19 protein-coding genes and 2 other annotated features (1 of these 21 cut by a window edge) are annotated in these 18,125 nt (G+C 39.3%); all 19 genes read left to right on the forward strand.

Features of this window, described 5'->3' with window-relative positions:
* Window positions 1-85: a binding site (T-box leader), on the forward strand; it begins 161 nt to the left of the window's first position.
* A 137-nt stretch (window positions 86-222) separates the two neighbouring features.
* The 19 genes from cysE (at window position 223) to rpsG (ending at window position 17,989) form a co-directional block, all read left to right on the forward strand.
* Window positions 223-888, forward strand: coding sequence for a serine O-acetyltransferase (gene cysE / locus MKX37_RS00560; protein ID WP_002169329.1), 666 nt, complete (start codon window positions 223-225; stop codon window positions 886-888).
* On the forward strand, window positions 869-2,266 hold the full coding sequence (gene cysS, locus MKX37_RS00565) for a cysteine--tRNA ligase (protein ID WP_002091500.1): 1,398 nt from the start codon (window positions 869-871) through the stop codon (window positions 2,264-2,266). Before cysE ends, cysS begins: the two co-directional genes overlap by 20 nt.
* Window positions 2,267-2,268: 2 nt before the next feature.
* On the forward strand, window positions 2,269-2,676 hold the full coding sequence (locus tag MKX37_RS00570) for a Mini-ribonuclease 3 (protein WP_002009804.1): 408 nt from the start codon (window positions 2,269-2,271) through the stop codon (window positions 2,674-2,676).
* The gene (gene rlmB / locus MKX37_RS00575) at window positions 2,673-3,416 is read left to right on the forward strand and encodes a 23S rRNA (guanosine(2251)-2'-O)-methyltransferase RlmB (RefSeq protein WP_002091503.1); all 744 of its coding nucleotides are present in this window, start codon (window positions 2,673-2,675) and stop codon (window positions 3,414-3,416) included. The genes MKX37_RS00570 and rlmB overlap by 4 nt, the downstream gene beginning before the upstream one ends.
* 3 nt (window positions 3,417-3,419) lie before the next feature.
* Complete coding sequence (locus MKX37_RS00580; protein WP_002169327.1) at window positions 3,420-3,932, forward strand: NYN domain-containing protein; 513 nt, start codon at window positions 3,420-3,422, stop codon at window positions 3,930-3,932.
* Window positions 3,933-3,999: 67 nt separating this feature from the next.
* Window positions 4,000-4,659, forward strand: a complete 660-nt coding sequence (locus tag MKX37_RS00585) for an RNA polymerase sporulation sigma factor SigH (protein WP_002009799.1) — start codon at window positions 4,000-4,002, stop codon at window positions 4,657-4,659.
* Between the two features lie 128 nt (window positions 4,660-4,787).
* The gene (gene rpmG / locus MKX37_RS00590) at window positions 4,788-4,934 is read left to right on the forward strand and encodes a 50S ribosomal protein L33 (protein WP_012260172.1); all 147 of its coding nucleotides are present in this window, start codon (window positions 4,788-4,790) and stop codon (window positions 4,932-4,934) included.
* 32 nt (window positions 4,935-4,966) lie between these two features.
* A complete protein-coding gene (gene secE, locus MKX37_RS00595) occupies window positions 4,967-5,146 on the forward strand; it encodes a preprotein translocase subunit SecE (protein ID WP_002009797.1) in 180 nt (59 codons plus the stop codon).
* A gap of 131 nt (window positions 5,147-5,277) precedes the next feature.
* The gene (nusG, locus tag MKX37_RS00600) at window positions 5,278-5,811 is read left to right on the forward strand and encodes a transcription termination/antitermination protein NusG (RefSeq protein ID WP_002009795.1); all 534 of its coding nucleotides are present in this window, start codon (window positions 5,278-5,280) and stop codon (window positions 5,809-5,811) included.
* A gap of 168 nt (window positions 5,812-5,979) precedes the next feature.
* Entirely contained in the window at window positions 5,980-6,405 is a 426-nt protein-coding gene (gene rplK, locus MKX37_RS00605) for a 50S ribosomal protein L11 (protein ID WP_001085872.1), read from the forward strand.
* 180 nt (window positions 6,406-6,585) lie between these two features.
* Entirely contained in the window at window positions 6,586-7,278 is a 693-nt protein-coding gene (rplA, locus tag MKX37_RS00610) for a 50S ribosomal protein L1 (RefSeq protein WP_002009792.1), read from the forward strand.
* A gap of 49 nt (window positions 7,279-7,327) precedes the next feature.
* Window positions 7,328-7,473 (forward strand) — a sequence feature (ribosomal protein L10 leader region).
* A 39-nt stretch (window positions 7,474-7,512) separates the two neighbouring features.
* Window positions 7,513-8,013: a 50S ribosomal protein L10 gene (gene rplJ / locus MKX37_RS00615; RefSeq protein ID WP_002009790.1), complete on the forward strand. Its 501-nt coding sequence runs from the start codon at window positions 7,513-7,515 to the stop codon at window positions 8,011-8,013.
* A gap of 67 nt (window positions 8,014-8,080) precedes the next feature.
* Complete coding sequence (gene rplL / locus MKX37_RS00620) at window positions 8,081-8,440, forward strand: 50S ribosomal protein L7/L12 (RefSeq protein ID WP_002009788.1); 360 nt, start codon at window positions 8,081-8,083, stop codon at window positions 8,438-8,440.
* Window positions 8,441-8,516: 76 nt separating this feature from the next.
* Window positions 8,517-9,116, forward strand: a complete 600-nt coding sequence (locus MKX37_RS00625) for a class I SAM-dependent methyltransferase (RefSeq protein ID WP_002124684.1) — start codon at window positions 8,517-8,519, stop codon at window positions 9,114-9,116.
* Window positions 9,117-9,407: 291 nt separating this feature from the next.
* The gene (rpoB, locus tag MKX37_RS00630) at window positions 9,408-12,941 is read left to right on the forward strand and encodes a DNA-directed RNA polymerase subunit beta (RefSeq protein ID WP_002113316.1); all 3,534 of its coding nucleotides are present in this window, start codon (window positions 9,408-9,410) and stop codon (window positions 12,939-12,941) included.
* A 37-nt stretch (window positions 12,942-12,978) separates the two neighbouring features.
* Window positions 12,979-16,590 (forward strand): DNA-directed RNA polymerase subunit beta', encoded by a 3,612-nt coding sequence (gene rpoC, locus MKX37_RS00635; protein ID WP_002009783.1) that lies wholly within the window; start codon window positions 12,979-12,981, stop codon window positions 16,588-16,590.
* 113 nt (window positions 16,591-16,703) lie between these two features.
* Window positions 16,704-16,952 (forward strand): 50S ribosomal protein L7ae-like protein, encoded by a 249-nt coding sequence (locus MKX37_RS00640; RefSeq protein ID WP_000121833.1) that lies wholly within the window; start codon window positions 16,704-16,706, stop codon window positions 16,950-16,952.
* Between the two features lie 114 nt (window positions 16,953-17,066).
* Window positions 17,067-17,489: a 30S ribosomal protein S12 gene (gene rpsL / locus MKX37_RS00645; RefSeq protein ID WP_001142341.1), complete on the forward strand. Its 423-nt coding sequence runs from the start codon at window positions 17,067-17,069 to the stop codon at window positions 17,487-17,489.
* Window positions 17,490-17,518: 29 nt separating this feature from the next.
* A complete protein-coding gene (gene rpsG / locus MKX37_RS00650) occupies window positions 17,519-17,989 on the forward strand; it encodes a 30S ribosomal protein S7 (protein WP_001137492.1) in 471 nt (156 codons plus the stop codon).
* The last annotated feature ends 136 nt before the right edge of the window (window positions 17,990-18,125 follow it).

Here is an 18,125-nt window from a genome sequence, read left to right on the forward strand (position 1 = left end):
AAGCGGTGTAAACCGTTATCATGGATGAGTTTGAGGCTTCTTTAGCCTAAACAGAGTGGAACCGCGCTTAAAAGGCGTCTCTGTCTATATGACAGAGGCGTCTTTTTTTTATACCATGTAAATGGTGTGAGTATAAGTTTTATCCCCTTGTATAAAGATTTAGGGGGAAGTGGGGAGTTAGTTCACTCGAAAAAAGCAGCCCATAAAGGGGAGGGAACATCGATGTTTAAGAGGCTTCGGGAAGATATTGAAGTCGTTTTTGAACAGGATCCAGCGGCAAGAAGTTATTTCGAAGTCATTTTAACTTACTCTGGATTACATGCAGTTTGGGCCCATCGAATTGCACATGCTTTTTATAAAAGGGATTTTTTCTTTATGGCACGTTGGATTTCGCAAGTTAGTCGTTTTTTTACTGGCATTGAGATTCATCCAGGAGCAACTATTGGTCGTCGTTTTTTCATTGATCATGGAATGGGGGTTGTAATTGGAGAAACGTGTGAAATTGGCGAAAACGTAACAATTTATCAAGGTGTCACATTAGGTGGTACAGGTAAAGAAAAAGGAAAGAGGCACCCTACAATTCAGGATAATGTATTAATTGCAACAGGTGCTAAAGTACTAGGATCTATTACTATTGGAGAGAATTCTAAAATTGGAGCAGGATCTGTCGTGTTAAAGGAAGTTCCTGCGCATTCTACAGTTGTAGGTATACCTGGCCGAGTCGTTATTCAAAATGGAGTAAAGATTGGTCAAGAATTAAATCATTCTGATCTTCCGGATCCGATTTTTGATAAATTAAAGGTTATGGAAGTAGAACTTGATAAATTGAGAAAGCAACTCGAAGTAAAGGTAGGAAGGAAGGATAAAAATGACTATTCACATTTATAATACGTTAACGCGTCAAAAAGAAGAGTTTATGCCATTAGAAGAAAATAAGGTAAAGATGTATGTGTGCGGACCTACAGTGTATAACTACATTCACATTGGGAATGCAAGACCACCTATGGTGTTTGATACAGTACGCCGTTACTTAGAATATAAAGGATATGATGTGCAGTATGTATCTAACTTTACTGACGTGGATGATAAATTAATTAAGGCGGCAAACGAATTAGGTGAAGATGTGCCAACAATTGCAGATCGTTTTGTTGAAGCTTACTTTGAAGATGTAACGGCACTAGGTTGCAAACATGCAACGGTTCATCCACGTGTAACGGAAAATATGGATATCATTATTGAATTTATTCAAGAACTTGTGAATAAAGGGTATGCATATGAATCAGAAGGTGATGTGTACTTTAAAACGAAAGAATTCGAAGGTTACGGTAAATTATCACATCAACCGATTGCAGACTTACGTCACGGTGCACGTATTGAAGTAGGAGAAAAGAAACAAGACCCTCTTGATTTTGCTTTATGGAAAGCTGCGAAAGAAGGGGAAATCTTCTGGGAAAGCCCTTGGGGGAAAGGACGCCCAGGGTGGCATATTGAATGCTCAGCAATGGCGCGTAAATATTTAGGGGATACAATTGATATTCATGCTGGTGGTCAAGATTTAGCGTTTCCTCATCATGAAAATGAAATTGCGCAGTCTGAGGCGTTGACAGGAAAAACATTTGCACGTTATTGGATGCATAACGGATATATTAATATTAATAACGAGAAGATGTCTAAGTCGCTTGGAAACTTCATTTTAGTTCACGATATCATTAAACAATATGATCCACAGTTAATCAGGTTCTTTATGCTATCGGTACATTACCGTCACCCAATTAACTTTAGCGAGGATTTATTGCAAAGTACTAATAATGGACTAGAAAGAATTAAAACAGCTTACGGTAACTTAAAGCATCGTATGGAAAGTAGTACGGATTTAACGGACCATAATGAAAAATGGTTAGCTGAAATGGAAAAGTTCCAGGTTGCATTCGAAGAAGCGATGGATGATGATTTCAATACGGCTAATGCGATTACTGAATTATATAACGTAGCAAATCACGCAAATCAATATTTGTTAGAAGAACATACTTCTAAAGTTGTAATTGAAGCTTATGTAAAACAACTTGAAACATTATTTAGTATTTTAGGATTAGAATTAGCACAAGAAGAGTTGCTTGATGAAGAAATTGAAGCACTAATCCAAAAGCGTATTGAAGCTCGTCAAAATCGTGACTTCGCACTATCTGATCAAATTCGCGATGATTTAAAAGGACGTAATATTATTTTAGAAGATACCGCTCAAGGTACAAGATGGAAAAGAGGATAAGAATGATTGATGCAAAGCAATTGAACAGCTTAGCTTTAGCATATATGGGTGATGCGGTATATGAGCAATATATCCGCTATCACCTCCTTCAAAAGGGGACAGTTCGCCCTAATCAATTACATCGCTTAGGGACGGGCTTTGTTTCGGCAAAAGCACAGGCGAAAGTTGTTTATCATTTATTAGAAACGGCATTTTTGACAGAAGAGGAAGAGGCGGTATTAAGAAGAGGGCGTAATGCGAATTCGGGTACTGTTCCAAAAAATACAGATGTACAAACATATCGACACAGTACAGCCTTTGAAGCGCTAATCGGTTATCATCACTTGTTGAATAATCGTGAAAGATTGGACGAGATTGTATATAAGGCGATTGACGTTTTGGAAGAAAAGGAAGGGAGCACATCATCATGAGTAGTGAATATATTATCGGACGTAACCCTGTAATTGAAGCTTTAAGAGCGGGGCGAGATATTAATAAAATTTTGGTAGCGGAAGGTGCTGCCAAAGGACAAGTGCAAATTGTACTAGCATTAGCAAAAGAGAATAAGGTTATCTTGCAACACGCACCAAAGAAGAAATTAGATCAATTGGTTGAGGGTAATCATCAAGGTGTAATTGCTCAAGTAGCTGCATATCAATATGCTGAGTTAGAGGATTTGTTTAAATTAGCAGAAAAACGCAATGAAGATCCGTTTTTCTTAATTTTAGATGAAATTGAAGACCCACATAACTTAGGCTCTATTATGCGTACTGCGGATGCAACAGGGGCTCATGGGGTTATTATTCCAAAAAGAAGAGCGGTGGGGCTTACAGCGTCAGTTGCGAAAGCGTCGACTGGGGCAATTGAATATATTCCTGTTGCACGTGTAACAAACTTATCGCGTACAATTGATGAATTAAAAGAACGTGGACTTTGGATTGCTGGTACAGATGCCAAAGGGAAAACAGATTACCGTAATTTAGATGGTAATATGCCAATCGGACTAGTAATTGGTAGTGAAGGAAAAGGTATGAGTCGTATTATTGGTGAAAAGTGTGATTTCCTAATTACTTTACCGATGGTCGGTAAAGTTACATCCTTAAATGCTTCAGTAGCCGCAAGTTTGTTAATGTATGAGGTATATCGTAAACGTCACGAAATTGGTAAATAAAAAATGAACGATATTTTAATCGTTGACGGTTACAACATTATCGGGGCTTGGGGAGACTTGAAGAAACTGCGGGATGTAGATTTACAGTCATCAAGAGACGCACTTATTGATAAGATGGCGGATTATCAAGGCTATACAGGCACAAAGGTAATGATTGTCTTTGATGCCTATACAGTCTATGGTATTGAAAAAAAGATGAAACAATCACGGGTGGAAGTAATATTCACGAGAAAAAATCAAACTGCAGATGAAAAGATAGAACAACTTGCGATTGAGCTTAGAAATGTAAATACACAAATATACGTTGCAACTTCGGATTATACGGAGCAATGGATTATATTTGCGCAAGGTGCACTTCGAAAATCTGCGCGTGAATTAGAGTTAGAAGTGCAAGCGATGGAACAACAAGTAAGAAGGTGTACAAAAGACACGAAAGAAAAGCAACCCGCCATGCGAAAGATATTTAGTGAAGATATTACAGAAAAATTAGAAAAATTAAGAAGAGGAGAGCGTTGAAGCATTGACGCTCTTTATCTTTTTACTGTATAATATTGCTAAATATATAGCGGTCGGAGGGATCAGGGTGGAAGCAGGCTTCGTAAGTGTAGGCGACGTTACATTTCGTGATTTAGAGGATGAGGCAATCGTTGAGTTAGTTCGAAAAGGTAATACTGACGCTCTAGAATATTTAATTCACAAATATAAGAACTTTGTTCGCGCGAAATCAAGATCTTATTTCTTAGTGGGTGCCGATCGAGAAGATATTGTTCAAGAAGGCATGATTGGATTGTTTAAAGCTATTCGTGATTATAAAGGGGACAAGCTGTCTTCGTTCAAAGCATTTGCTGAACTGTGTATCACTCGACAAATTATTACCGCTATTAAAACAGCAACAAGGCAAAAACATATTCCGTTAAATTCGTATGTGTCTTTAGACAAGCCAATTTACGATGAGGAATCTGATCGAACATTATTAGATGTTATTTCGGAATCGAAAGTAACTGATCCAGAAGAGATGATTATAAGTCAGGAAGAATATACAGACATAGAATCTAAAATATCTGAATTATTAAGCGATTTAGAAAGAAAAGTGCTCTCTTTATACTTAGATGGTCGTTCCTATCAAGAAATTTCAGAACAGTTAAACAGGCACGTGAAATCTATTGATAACGCATTGCAGCGTGTAAAAAGGAAATTAGAAAGATATATGGAGATGAGAGAGAGCACAACTTTAAATTCATAGCAAGTGCCGCAGGTGTAAAATAATTCACCTGTTTTCTTTTTGTTAAGAGAGTGAAAGTCATGACATTGACATTGTCTTTTGTTGTATGATACATTTTTAGGGACAATGTTACAAGGTTGGTGTAACTAATGAGGAAAAAAGTTGTACTCTCATGTGAAGAGTGTAAAAATCGAAACTACTCTACGATGAAAGATACGAGCTCAGTAGAGCGACTTGAGATAAAGAAGTTTTGTAAAACATGTAATAAGCATACAGTTCACAAAGAAACAAAATAAATAATTGAAATAATAAACTGGAGGTCCCGTAGATGCGTTTAACGAACTTTTTCGGCGATGTAGGTCGCGAAATGAAAAAAGTAAGTTGGCCTAAAAAAGATGAATTACTCCGATCAACAACGACTGTTATCGCGACAGTTGTGTTCTTTGCGATTTTCTTCGCAGTGGTTGATATGGGCATTTCTTCTTTAATTCGGTTAATTCTTGGTTAATTCTTGAATAAGAAGCACTTATCCATGATATAATGTTATTTATAAGAACTGTGTAAAAGCCCGGTGAACGGGTTTTTTCATTTGCGCAAAAAAATGTACGTCAGGGAGGGAAGGACGCTCGTCCTAAATGAATGGAAAAAAGTTGGTATGTTGTCCATACTTATTCTGGATATGAAAATAAAGTAAAAGCAAACCTAGAGAAACGTGTAGAATCAATGGGTATGCAAGATAAAATTTTCCGTGTTGTTGTCCCGGAAGAAGTAGAAGTAGAAATGAAAAATGGTAAAGAAAAAATAACGAAAAGAAAAGTGTTCCCAGGTTACGTATTAGTAGAACTAATCATGACTGACGATTCTTGGTATGTTGTTCGTAATACGCCAGGTGTAACAGGCTTTGTCGGTTCTTCTGGTTCAGGATCTAAACCATCGCCTCTATTAGAAGAGGAAGTTGTTACCATCATGAAGCATATGGGAATGGACAATGAAGTGGTTGATTTCGAATTTGAACTTCATGAAACAGTGCGTGTAAATGAGGGGCCATTCGCGGATTATACAGGTGCGATTGAAGAAATTGATGTGGAAAAGAAAAAAGTTAGCGTGCTTGTAGACATGTTCGGTCGCGAGACTCCGGTTGAACTTGATTTCCATCAAATTGAAAAATTATAAAATGAAACTTGAAATGAATTGTAAAAAGTGATAATATCTTTTAAGTCAGTACGTCTTCGGTAACGGAGACGTTTTTTGAAAAAGATTTTATCATTATGATAAAATATGAAGTGGGAGGGCAAATCACTGCCCAATTGACCACATCACGGACTTAAGGAGGTGTGTCTCGTGGCTAAAAAGGTAATTAAAATGGTAAAACTTCAGATTCCTGCAGGTAAAGCTAATCCAGCTCCGCCGGTTGGTCCAGCATTAGGACAAGCAGGTGTTAACATCATGGGCTTCTGTAAAGAGTTTAACGCTCGTACAGCTGATCAAGCTGGTCTTATCATCCCTGTTGAAATTACGGTATTTGAAGACCGTTCATTCACTTTCATTACTAAAACTCCTCCTGCTGCTGTTCTTCTTAAGAAAGTAGCTGGTATTGAGTCTGGTTCTGGTGAACCAAACCGTAATAAAGTGGCAACTGTTAAGCGTGATAAAGTACGCGAAATCGCTGAAACTAAAATGCCTGACCTAAACGCTGCTAGCGTAGAAGCTGCAATGCGTATGGTTGAAGGTACTGCGCGCAGTATGGGCATCGTTATCGAAGACTAATTCGATTTGTTTTTTGTAAAAAAGGTTGCGGGTCTGGAATTCCAATTCGCAACCTTTATTATCGTAAATGATCATCATTTTTAAATAAATGGATGGGCGCACATCCTCGGGGGTTCCCGGAATGAAGGCGTAAACGTGGGAGGTTATTCCGCTAAAACCACATTCAAGGAGGAAACAAACATGGCTAAAAGAGGTAAAAAGTACGTTGAAGCTGCGAAGCTTGTTGATCGTGCATCTGCTTACTCTGCAACAGAAGCAGTAGAATTAGTAAAGAAAACAAACACAGCTAAATTTGATGCAACTGTAGAAGCTGCATTCCGTTTAGGTGTTGACCCTAAGAAAGCTGACCAACAAATTCGTGGTGCAGTTGTTCTTCCACACGGTACTGGTAAAGTACAACGTGTATTAGTATTCGCTAAAGGCGAAAAAGCAAAAGAAGCTGAAGCTGCTGGCGCTGAATTCGTAGGCGATGCTGATTACATCGGTAAAATCCAAAAAGGTTGGTTCGATTTCGATGTAGTAGTAGCAACTCCTGACATGATGGGTGAAGTTGGTAAACTTGGTCGTGTATTAGGACCTAAAGGTTTAATGCCAAACCCTAAAACTGGAACAGTTACTTTCGATGTAACTAAAGCTGTTAACGAAATCAAAGCTGGTAAAGTTGAATACCGCGTTGATAAAGCTGGTAACATCCACGTTCCAATCGGTAAAGTATCTTTCGAAGATGCTAAATTAGTAGAAAACTTCAAAACAATTGCTGACACGCTACAAAAAGCTAAGCCAGCTGCTGCAAAAGGTACTTACATGAAGAACGCAACTGTTGCTTCTACAATGGGACCTGGCGTACGCGTAGATGTTTCTACACTTGCGTAAAAATTGGAAGTTGACTTCATAAAGAAGTTTTAATATAATCATTTATGTTGTGAATTTTAATAGTGTACCGTAGACAGTAGGAGTCGATTCGACTTAATTTCCTACCTAGGTGTTAATATACGAAGCGGAATCTTTTTTCTGTGACTATATGCCTCCATGTCTACAAGTTGGGCATGGAGGTTTTTAGTGCACTTTCGGTACATCTTCTATATAATCTACAGGAGGTGTAATAACATGAGCAAAGTAATCGAAACTAAACAACAAGTTGTAACTGAAATCGCTGAAAAACTTCGCGCGAGTAAATCTACAATTGTTGTTGACTACCGTGGTTTAACAGTTTCTGAAGCAACAGAATTACGTAAAAACTTACGTGAAGCTGGCGTTGAGTTCAAAGTTTACAAAAACTCTTTAACTCGTCGTGCTGCAGAGTCTGCTGAAATGGCTGAGTTAAACGAATTCTTAACAGGACCAAACGCAATCGCGTTCAGTAACGAGGATGTAGTTGCTCCTGCGAAAGTATTAAACGACTTCGCTAAAAATCATGAAGCTTTAGAAATTAAAGCGGGCGTAATCGAAGGTAAACTTGTAACACTTGATGAGGTTAAAGCTATCGCTACTCTTCCATCACGTGAAGGCTTACTTTCTATGCTTCTTAGCGTTCTTCAAGCTCCAATCCGTAACCTTGCACTTGCTACTAAAGCAGTTGCAGATCAAAAGGAAGAGCAAGGCGCTTAATTTTTTAAAAGATAATTACTTGTTATCTATAAAACAATACAAACCTATTTAAGGGAGGATATTTACAATGACTAAAGAACAAATCATTGAAGCAGTTAAATCTATGACTGTATTAGAACTTAACGACTTAGTAAAAGCTATCGAGGAAGAATTCGGCGTAACTGCTGCTGCTCCTGTAGCTGTAGCTGGTGGCGCTGGTGAAGCTGCTGCTGAGCAAACTGAATTTGACGTAGTACTTGCAAGTGCTGGCGCTCAAAAAATCAAAGTTATCAAAGCTGTACGTGAAATCACTGGTCTTGGCTTAAAAGAAGCTAAAGAATTAGTTGACAACACTCCAAAAGCAATCAAAGAAGGCGTTACTAAAGAGGAAGCTGAAGAAATGAAAGCTAAACTTGAAGAAGTTGGCGCTGCTGTAGAAGTTAAGTAATTAACTTTTGGTGCTTTAAAAAAAGCTCGCTCTTATGCGAGCTTTTTTTTTAACTGTAAAGAAAAGAGGTGGCCATATGGCAGACCATTATTTTTCTAACGACCCTTCTAGTAAAAGTGATCGTAAACGATGGGAAGTTACACTTCGTGAATCTCGATTTACTTTTTTATCTGACCATGGGGTGTTCTCGAAAAACGAAGTGGACTTTGGTTCTCGTCTTTTAATTGAAGCGTTTCAAATGCCAGATGTTAAAGGTAATGTGTTAGACGTAGGATGTGGGTACGGTCCAATCGGTTTGTCGTTAGCGAAAGAGTTTCAAAATCGTGAAATTCACATGGTGGATGTGAATGAAAGGGCCTTGGGACTTGCAAAAGAAAATGCCGCTAATAACAGAATTGAAAATATACGTATTTTGCAAAGTAGTGTCTATGAAAATGTAGATGGCAAGTATGCTGTTATTCTATCTAATCCTCCAATTCGTGCTGGTAAAGATATCGTGCATGAGATTTTAGAAAAGGCTGTGGAGTATTTAGTTTCAGGTGGAGAATTGTGGATTGTTATTCAAAAGAAACAAGGTGCGCCATCTGCGATGAAAAAACTAGAAGAAGTATTTTCTGAAGTTGAAGTTGTAGAAAAGAAAAAAGGATATTATATCATAAAATCAAAAAAGCGTTGACGGTTATTTTTGGCTATGTTAACATTATACAATGCCAATATATGATTTTCTGCGTTGAGAAAGATGTATATTTTTGCTTCTCTTGGAAAAGATAGTAAAATCAGCAGATTATGAAACAGAATGATGGTTTTCTTATAGAAGCCATTTTTCTTTTTTGAGCAGGTAGAAAGACTCAACGTATCTATCTTTAAGAGAAAAAAACTACGCTAATAGCAGTAGTTGTATTTATTTGTGATTTTGCACAAATTTTTTTGTGCATTTATAATACTCATGATTTGAGGGGTGAAGCAGTTGACAGGTCAACTAGTTCAATACGGACGCCACCGCCAACGAAGAAGTTATGCCCGTATTAGTGAAGTATTAGAGTTACCAAATCTTATCGAAATTCAAACCTCTTCTTATCAGTGGTTTCTTGATGAGGGTTTGCGAGAAATGTTCCAAGACATTTCTCCGATCGAAGACTTTACGGGAAATCTATCGCTTGAATTTATCGACTACAGCTTGGGTGAACCTAAATACTCTGTAGAAGAATGCAAAGAGCGTGATGTGACGTATGCAGCACCACTTCGTGTAAAAGTGCGTCTAATCAACAAGGAAACTGGTGAAGTAAAAGAACAAGATGTGTTCATGGGAGATTTCCCACTCATGACAGAGACTGGAACATTCGTAATTAACGGTGCAGAACGTGTTATCGTTTCCCAGTTAGTTCGCTCTCCAAGCGTATACTATAGTGGCAAAGTGGATAAAAACGGAAAACGTGGTTTTACTGCTACTGTAATTCCAAACCGCGGAGCTTGGTTAGAGTATGAAACAGATGCTAAGGATGTTGTATATGTGCGTATTGACCGTACGCGTAAACTTCCTGTAACTGTTTTGTTACGCGCATTAGGGTTTGGCTCTGATCAAGAAATCACCGAGCTTTTAGGTGATAACGAATACTTAAGCAATACGTTAGAAAAAGACAACACAGATAGCACTGAGAAGGCATTGCTTGAAATTTATGAGCGTCTACGCCCTGGTGAACCACCAACAGTAGAAAATGCAAAGAGCTTACTTGTGTCTCGTTTCTTTGATCCGAAGCGCTACGATTTAGCAAATGTAGGTCGCTATAAGATCAACAAAAAGCTACACATTAAAAACAGATTGTTTAACCAACGTTTAGCTGAAACACTGGTGGATCCAGAAACTGGTGAAATTTTAGCGGCAGAAGGAACAGTCTTAGATCGTCGTACACTGGATCGCATTCTACCTTACTTAGAGAAAAACATTGGATTCAAAACAGCGAAACCAATGGGTGGAGTGGTAGCAGGCGATGTTGAGCTGCAATCTATTAAGATTTATGCTCCAGAATCAGAAGGCGAACGATCTATAAACGTAATTGGGAATGCAAATATTACTCGTGATATAAAACACATCACACCAGGTGATATTCTTGCTTCTATTAGCTACTTCTTTAACTTGCTATATAAAGTAGGGGATACAGATGATATTGACCACTTAGGAAATCGTCGTCTGCGTTCTGTAGGAGAGTTACTACAAAACCAATTCCGTATCGGTCTTTCTCGTATGGAACGTGTTGTTCGTGAGAGAATGTCGATTCAAGATACAAATGCAATTACACCACAAGCGTTAATTAACATTCGCCCGGTTATTGCATCTATTAAAGAGTTCTTCGGAAGTTCTCAGTTATCTCAGTTCATGGATCAAACAAACCCATTAGCAGAGTTAACTCACAAACGAAGACTATCTGCATTAGGACCCGGTGGTTTAACGCGTGAGCGCGCAGGCTTTGAAGTACGTGACGTTCACTACTCTCACTATGGTCGTATGTGTCCAATTGAAACACCAGAGGGACCAAACATCGGTTTGATTAACTCATTATCTTCGTTTGCGAAAGTAAATGAGTTTGGTTTCATTGAAACGCCATACCGTCGTGTTGACCCAGAAACTGGTCTTGTAACAGGGCAGGTTGATTATTTAACAGCAGATGAAGAAGATAACTATGTTGTAGCCCAAGCGAATATGAAATTATCTGAAGTAGGGGAATTCCTTGATGAAGATATCGTAGCTCGTTTCCGTGGTGAAAACATTGTCACAAATAAAGAACGCATCGACTACATGGATGTATCTCCAAAACAAGTAGTGTCGGCAGCGACAGCTTGTATTCCGTTCTTAGAAAACGATGACTCTAACCGCGCACTTATGGGAGCGAACATGCAACGTCAGGCGGTTCCGTTAATAAATCCGGAATCTCCGATTGTAGGTACAGGTATGGAGTACGTATCAGCAAAAGACTCAGGTGCTGCAGTAATCTGTAAACAGCCTGGTGTTGTTGAGCGCGTAGAAGCACGTGAAGTTTGGGTACGTCGCTATGTAGACGTTGACGGTCAAACAGTAAAAGGCGACTTAGATCGCTACAAAATGCAAAAATTCATTCGTTCTAACCAAGGAACTTGCTACAACCAACGTCCAATCGTAAGTGTTGGAGACCAAGTTGTAAAAGGTGAAATCCTTGCGGATGGTCCTTCTATGGAACTAGGTGAACTGGCGCTTGGACGTAACGTGCTTGTTGGCTTTATGACATGGGACGGTTATAACTATGAGGATGCGATCATCATGAGTGAGCGCCTTGTAAAAGATGATGTGTACACTTCTATCCATATTGAAGAATATGAATCAGAAGCTCGTGATACGAAGCTTGGACCAGAAGAAATTACACGTGATATCCCGAATGTTGGAGAAGATGCACTTCGTAATCTTGACGAGCGCGGTATTATTCGCGTCGGTGCTGAAGTAAAAGATGGAGATCTACTTGTTGGTAAAGTAACGCCAAAAGGTGTAACAGAATTAACGGCAGAAGAACGTCTATTACATGCAATCTTCGGTGAAAAAGCACGTGAAGTACGTGATACATCACTACGTGTACCACACGGTGGTGGCGGTATTATCTTAGACGTAAAAGTGTTTAACCGTGAAGATGGCGATGAATTGCCACCAGGCGTGAATCAACTTGTACGTGCATATATCGTTCAAAAGCGTAAAATTTCTGAAGGTGACAAAATGGCTGGTCGTCATGGTAACAAAGGTGTTATCTCCCGTATTTTACCGGAAGAAGATATGCCTTACTTACCAGATGGTACGCCAATCGATATCATGTTAAACCCATTAGGGGTACCATCTCGTATGAATATCGGTCAGGTATTAGAGCTTCATCTTGGTATGGCAGCAAGATACCTTGGTATTCACATTGCAACACCGGTATTCGATGGTGCTCGTGAGGAAGATGTATGGGGCACAATTGAAGAAGCTGGTATGGCAAATGACGCGAAAACAATCCTGTATGACGGACGTACTGGTGAGCCATTCGATAACCGTGTATCTGTTGGTGTCATGTATATGATCAAACTTGCGCACATGGTTGACGATAAACTTCATGCTCGTTCTACTGGACCATACTCACTTGTAACGCAGCAACCTCTTGGAGGTAAAGCTCAGTTCGGTGGACAGCGTTTCGGTGAGATGGAGGTTTGGGCACTTGAAGCTTATGGTGCTGCTTATACTCTTCAAGAAATCTTAACAGTGAAGTCTGATGATGTTATTGGACGTGTTAAGACGTATGAAGCAATTGTTAAAGGTGAAAATGTTCCAGAACCAGGCGTTCCTGAATCATTCAAAGTATTGATTAAAGAACTGCAAAGTTTAGGTATGGACGTTAAAATGATGTCTATCAACGATACAGAAATTGAAATGCGTGATACGGAAGATGACGATGATCATCAATCAGCAGATAAATTGAATGTTGAAGTTGAGACAACTAAGGAATAATTGGGATAACCTGTAGACTAAAAGGGAGGTAGGCCCCTTGATAGATGTAAATAACTTTGAATATATGAAGATTGGACTTGCTTCACCTGACAAGATTCGTTCTTGGTCATACGGTGAAGTTAAGAAACCAGAAACAATTAACTATCGTACGTTAAAGCCTGAAAAAGATGGCTTGTTCTGTGAGCGTATTTTCGGACCACAAAAGGACTGGGAATGTCATTGCGGGAAATATAAACGTGTACGTTATAAAGGTGTAGTTTGTGATCGATGTGGCGTTGAAGTAACGCGTGCAAAAGTTCGTCGTGAACGTATGGGTCATATCGAATTAGCTGCTCCTGTATCTCATATTTGGTATTTCAAAGGTATCCCGAGCCGCATGGGACTTGTCTTAGACATGTCCCCTCGCGCGCTTGAAGAAGTAATTTATTTCGCTTCTTATGTTGTAACAGAAAGTGGAGATACACCACTTGATAAGAAGCAATTACTTTCTGAAAAAGAATACCGTGCATATCGTGATCGATATGGCAGTACATTCCATGCTGCTATGGGTGCAGAAGCGATTAAAAAATTACTGCAAGACATCGATTTAGATAAAGAAGTAGACTTCTTAAAAGAAGAATTAAAAACAGCACAAGGACAACGCCGTACTCGTGCTATTAAACGTCTAGAAGTATTAGAAGCATTCCGTAACTCTGGAAATCACCCATCTTGGATGATCTTAGAGGTTCTTCCAGTTATCCCACCAGAACTACGCCCGATGGTACAGTTAGATGGTGGACGTTTTGCTACTTCTGACTTAAACGACTTATATCGTCGTGTAATTAACCGTAACAACCGTTTAAAACGTCTATTGGACTTAGGTGCACCAAGCATTATCGTTCAAAACGAAAAACGTATGTTACAAGAAGCTGTAGACGCATTAATCGATAATGGTCGCCGTGGCCGTCCAGTTACTGGACCAGGTAACCGTCCATTAAAATCACTATCTCACATGCTTAAAGGTAAACAAGGACGTTTCCGTCAAAACTTATTAGGTAAACGTGTTGACTACTCTGGCCGTTCTGTAATCGTTGTAGGACCGAACTTAAAGATGTACCAATGTGGATTGCCGAAAGAAATGGCACTTGAATTGTTTAAACCTTTCGTTATGAAAGAGTTAGTTGGAAAAGGATTAGCACACAACATTAAGAGTGCTAAACGTAAAATCGAGCGTGTACACCCTGAAGTTTGGGACGTTTTAGAATCTGTGATCAAAGAGCATCCAGTACTTCTAAACCGCGCACCAACACTTCACCGTCTTGGTATCCAGGCGTTTGAACCTACACTAGTAGAAGGTCGTGCAATCCGTCTTCACCCACTTGTATGTACTGCATACAACGCGGACTTTGACGGTGACCAAATGGCGGTTCACGTTCCGTTATCATCAGAGGCACAAGCAGAAGCTCGTATCCTTATGTTAGCGGCACAAAACATCTTGAATCCAAAAGACGGAAAACCAGTTGTTACTCCATCTCAGGATATGGTATTAGGTAACTATTACTTAACACTTGAGCGCGAGGGTGCAATCGGTGAAGGTATGGTCTTCAAAGATGCAAACGAAGCAATACTTGCATACCAAAATGGATATGTACATCTGCACACACGTGTTGCAGTTGCTGCGAGTTCGGTAAATAATGTAACGTTTACTGAAGAGCAAAAGAGTAAGCTTCTATTAACAACAGTTGGTAAATTAATATTTAACGAAATCTTACCAGAGTCGTTCCCTTATATTAATGAACCGACAAACTCAAACCTTGAAAAAGAAACACCAGCGGAATATTTCGTTGAAAAAGGTGCGAACATTAAAGAAATTATTGCTAGTCGCGAAGAAGTGGCACCATTTAGCAAGAAAATCCTTGGTAATATTATTGCGGAAGTATTCAAACGTTTCCAAATTACAGAAACGTCTCGCATGCTTGACCGTATGAAAAACTTAGGATTTAAATACTCTACAAAAGCTGGTATTACAGTTGGGGTATCAGATATTCTTGTATTAGGTGAAAAAGATGAAATTCTCCATGAAGCACAAGCAAAAGTAGATAATGTAATTAAACAATTCCGTCGCGGTTTAATCACGGAAGAAGAACGTTACGATCGTGTTATCTCTATTTGGAGTAATGCAAAAGATGTTATCCAAGGAAAGCTGATGAAATCCTTGAATAAACGCAACCCAATCTTCATGATGAGTGATTCCGGTGCCCGTGGTAACGCATCGAACTTTACTCAGCTTGCTGGTATGCGTGGTCTGATGGCCAATCCATCTGGTCGTATCATTGAGCTTCCGATCAAATCGAGTTTCCGTGAAGGTTTAACAGTACTTGAGTACTTCATCTCTACGCATGGTGCGCGTAAAGGTCTTGCCGATACAGCACTTAAAACTGCCGATTCTGGTTACTTAACACGTCGTCTTGTAGACGTTGCACAAGATGTAATTGTTCGTCAAGATGATTGTGGAACAGATCGCGGTTTACTAATTGGTGCGATTAAAGAGGGTAATGAAGTTATTGAGTCACTATATGATCGTCTTGTTGGACGTTTTGCAAGAAAAACTGTAAAACATCCTGAAACAGGTGAAGTATTAGTTGTTGAAAATCAATTAATTACTGAAGATATTGCTCATATCGTTGAAAAGTCGGGTGTTGAAACTGTAAACATTCGTTCAGCGTTTACGTGTAATACTCGCCATGGTGTATGTAAGAAGTGTTACGGTCGTAACTTAGCAACTGGTACAGACGTAGAAGTAGGAGAAGCGGTAGGTATTATCGCAGCTCAATCTATCGGTGAGCCAGGTACACAGTTAACGATGCGTACGTTCCATACAGGTGGGGTTGCCGGGGATGATATCACACAAGGTTTACCTCGTATCCAAGAGATCTTCGAAGCTCGTAATCCGAAGGGTCAGGCAGTTATCAGTGAAATTGACGGTGTTATCGCAGCGATCAACGATGTTAAAGATCGCCAAGAAGTAGTTGTACAGGGTGAAGTTGAAGCTCGTACGTATGCTATTCCTTACGGTGCTCGTCTGAAAGTAACTCTAGGACAGCCAATTAGCCACGGTAAAGAGTTAACAGAAGGTTCTATTGATCCGAAGGAATTACTAAAAGTAACGGACATTACAGCAGTTCAAGAATACTTATTACGTGAAGTTCAAAAAGTATACCGTATGCAAGGGGTAGAAATTGGTGACAAACACGTAGAAGTAATGGTACGTCAAATGCTACGTAAAGTTCGTGTAAGTGATGCGGGTGAAACAGATGTATTACCAGGAACATTACTAGATATCCATCAGTTTACTGATGCGAATGCGAAGGTGTTACTGAAAGGTAAACAACCAGCAACGGCTAGACCAGTTCTACTTGGTATTACAAAAGCTTCACTTGAGACAGATTCGTTCTTATCTGCGGCGTCATTCCAAGAAACAACTCGTGTTCTAACAGATGCAGCAATTAAGGGTAAACGCGATGAGCTTCTAGGATTGAAAGAGAATGTTATTATCGGTAAGCTTGTTCCTGCTGGAACAGGTATGAATCGTTATCGCAAAGTGGATCTTGTAAAAACAACACAAGATAACATGAATGTAGAAAACGATGAAGTTTATGTGGAACAGTAAAATTTTCCGTCGTAAATTTTGTATAAAAACAGCTGATCCTAGTTGACATTGTATGAGACAAAATGTTACTATAATCAAGGTTGCTCCTGAATGATGCTTTGGAGGATATTTAAATGTCTTATCAAAAAGTGTCAAATGCTGAAAATGTAGTCGTTGGTCATAAACGAACATTGGAAGCAATCAAAAATGGTATAGTTAAAGAAGTTGTTATTGCGGAAGATGCTGATGTGCGGTTAACCCATGTTATCATTCGTACTGCCTTGCAACATAACATACCCATAACCAAAGTTGAATCAGTTCGTAAGCTTGGAAAAGTTTCGGGGATTCAAGTGGGAGCTTCAGCAATAGGAATAATAAGTTAAAACTGTTTTTGTGAGGAGAGAGCATTTGCTCTTCCTTGCAAAAACTTTGTTTTCAACTAATAATGAACCACCTGGATATGTGGTCATACAAACATGCGAAGGGAGGATAATCAAATGCCTACTATTAACCAATTAGTGAGAAATGGTCGTACTGATAAAGTATGGAAGTCTAAATCACCTGCGTTAAACAAAGGTTTTAATTCTTTAAAGAAAAAATCAACTGATATCTCTGCACCTCAAAAACGTGGTGTGTGTACTCGTGTTGGTACAATGACTCCGAAGAAACCGAACTCAGCGTTACGTAAATACGCTCGTGTACGTTTAACAAACGGTATTGAAGTTACAGCTTACATCCCAGGTATCGGTCATAACCTACAAGAGCATAGCGTAGTATTAATTCGCGGTGGTCGAGTAAAGGATTTACCAGGGGTACGTTACCACATCGTTCGTGGTGCGCTTGATACAGCTGGTGTTGACAAACGTATGCAAGGACGTTCTAAATATGGTACTAAGCGACCAAAACCTGCTAAAAAATAATAAACTTATAATGAAAGGAGGAACTCAATATGCCTCGTAAAGGACCTGTTGCGAAACGTGACGTGTTACCAGATCCAATGTACAATTCTAAACTTGTAACACGCCTAATCAACAAAATGATGGTTGACGGTAAAAAAGGTAAATCTCAAACAATTCTTTATAACGCTTTCGATATCGTTCGTGAACGTTCAGATAAAGAACCAATGGAAGTATTCGAGCAAGCTCTTAAGAACATCATGCCTGTTCTTGAAGTACGCGCTCGTCGTGTTGGTGGTGCTAACTACCAAGTTCCAGTTGAGGTTCGTCCAGAACGCCGTACAACTTTAGGTCTTCGCTGGTTAGTAAACTATGCTCGTCTTCGTGGTGAAAAAACTATGGAAGAGCGTCTAGCTTACGAAATCTTAGATGCAGCTAACAACGCTGGTGCATCTGTTAAGAAACGTGAAGACACTCATAAAATGGCAGAAGCTAACAAAGCATTTGCTCATTACCGTTGGTAGGATTCAACGTAAAATAAATGTAAGCATAAACCGCTTTATTTGTCGCTTATGGAAGTGTGGAGAGGGAGAATGCCTCTCCCTTTCGTTGGGCGCTCGTTTTACATAATGAGGGTACTGGACACTGGCATATGTAACA

Source organism: Bacillus sp. FSL R5-0709 (genome assembly GCF_038004785.1).
In the GTDB taxonomy this organism is placed as follows: Bacteria; Bacillota; Bacilli; order Bacillales; family Bacillaceae_G; genus Bacillus_A; species Bacillus_A mycoides.

What these genes read in the sequence shown, in the direction of transcription:
- nusG (WP_002009795.1), top strand. Translation starts at nt 5,278, where the DNA reads ATGGAAAAAAGTTGGTATGTTGTCCATACTTATTCTGGATATGAAAAT.
- MKX37_RS00580 (WP_002169327.1), top strand. Translation starts at nt 3,420, where the DNA reads ATGAACGATATTTTAATCGTTGACGGTTACAACATTATCGGGGCTTGG.
- secE (WP_002009797.1), top strand. Translation starts at nt 4,967, where the DNA reads ATGCGTTTAACGAACTTTTTCGGCGATGTAGGTCGCGAAATGAAAAAA.
- cysE (WP_002169329.1), top strand. Translation starts at nt 223, where the DNA reads ATGTTTAAGAGGCTTCGGGAAGATATTGAAGTCGTTTTTGAACAGGAT.
- rpsG (WP_001137492.1), top strand. Translation starts at nt 17,519, where the DNA reads ATGCCTCGTAAAGGACCTGTTGCGAAACGTGACGTGTTACCAGATCCA.
- MKX37_RS00640 (WP_000121833.1), top strand. Translation starts at nt 16,704, where the DNA reads ATGTCTTATCAAAAAGTGTCAAATGCTGAAAATGTAGTCGTTGGTCAT.
- rplL (WP_002009788.1), top strand. Translation starts at nt 8,081, where the DNA reads ATGACTAAAGAACAAATCATTGAAGCAGTTAAATCTATGACTGTATTA.
- rlmB (WP_002091503.1), top strand. Translation starts at nt 2,673, where the DNA reads ATGAGTAGTGAATATATTATCGGACGTAACCCTGTAATTGAAGCTTTA.
- MKX37_RS00570 (WP_002009804.1), top strand. Translation starts at nt 2,269, where the DNA reads ATGATTGATGCAAAGCAATTGAACAGCTTAGCTTTAGCATATATGGGT.
- rpmG (WP_012260172.1), top strand. Translation starts at nt 4,788, where the DNA reads ATGAGGAAAAAAGTTGTACTCTCATGTGAAGAGTGTAAAAATCGAAAC.
- rpsL (WP_001142341.1), top strand. Translation starts at nt 17,067, where the DNA reads ATGCCTACTATTAACCAATTAGTGAGAAATGGTCGTACTGATAAAGTA.
- cysS (WP_002091500.1), top strand. Translation starts at nt 869, where the DNA reads ATGACTATTCACATTTATAATACGTTAACGCGTCAAAAAGAAGAGTTT.
- rplJ (WP_002009790.1), top strand. Translation starts at nt 7,513, where the DNA reads ATGAGCAAAGTAATCGAAACTAAACAACAAGTTGTAACTGAAATCGCT.
- rplA (WP_002009792.1), top strand. Translation starts at nt 6,586, where the DNA reads ATGGCTAAAAGAGGTAAAAAGTACGTTGAAGCTGCGAAGCTTGTTGAT.
- MKX37_RS00625 (WP_002124684.1), top strand. Translation starts at nt 8,517, where the DNA reads ATGGCAGACCATTATTTTTCTAACGACCCTTCTAGTAAAAGTGATCGT.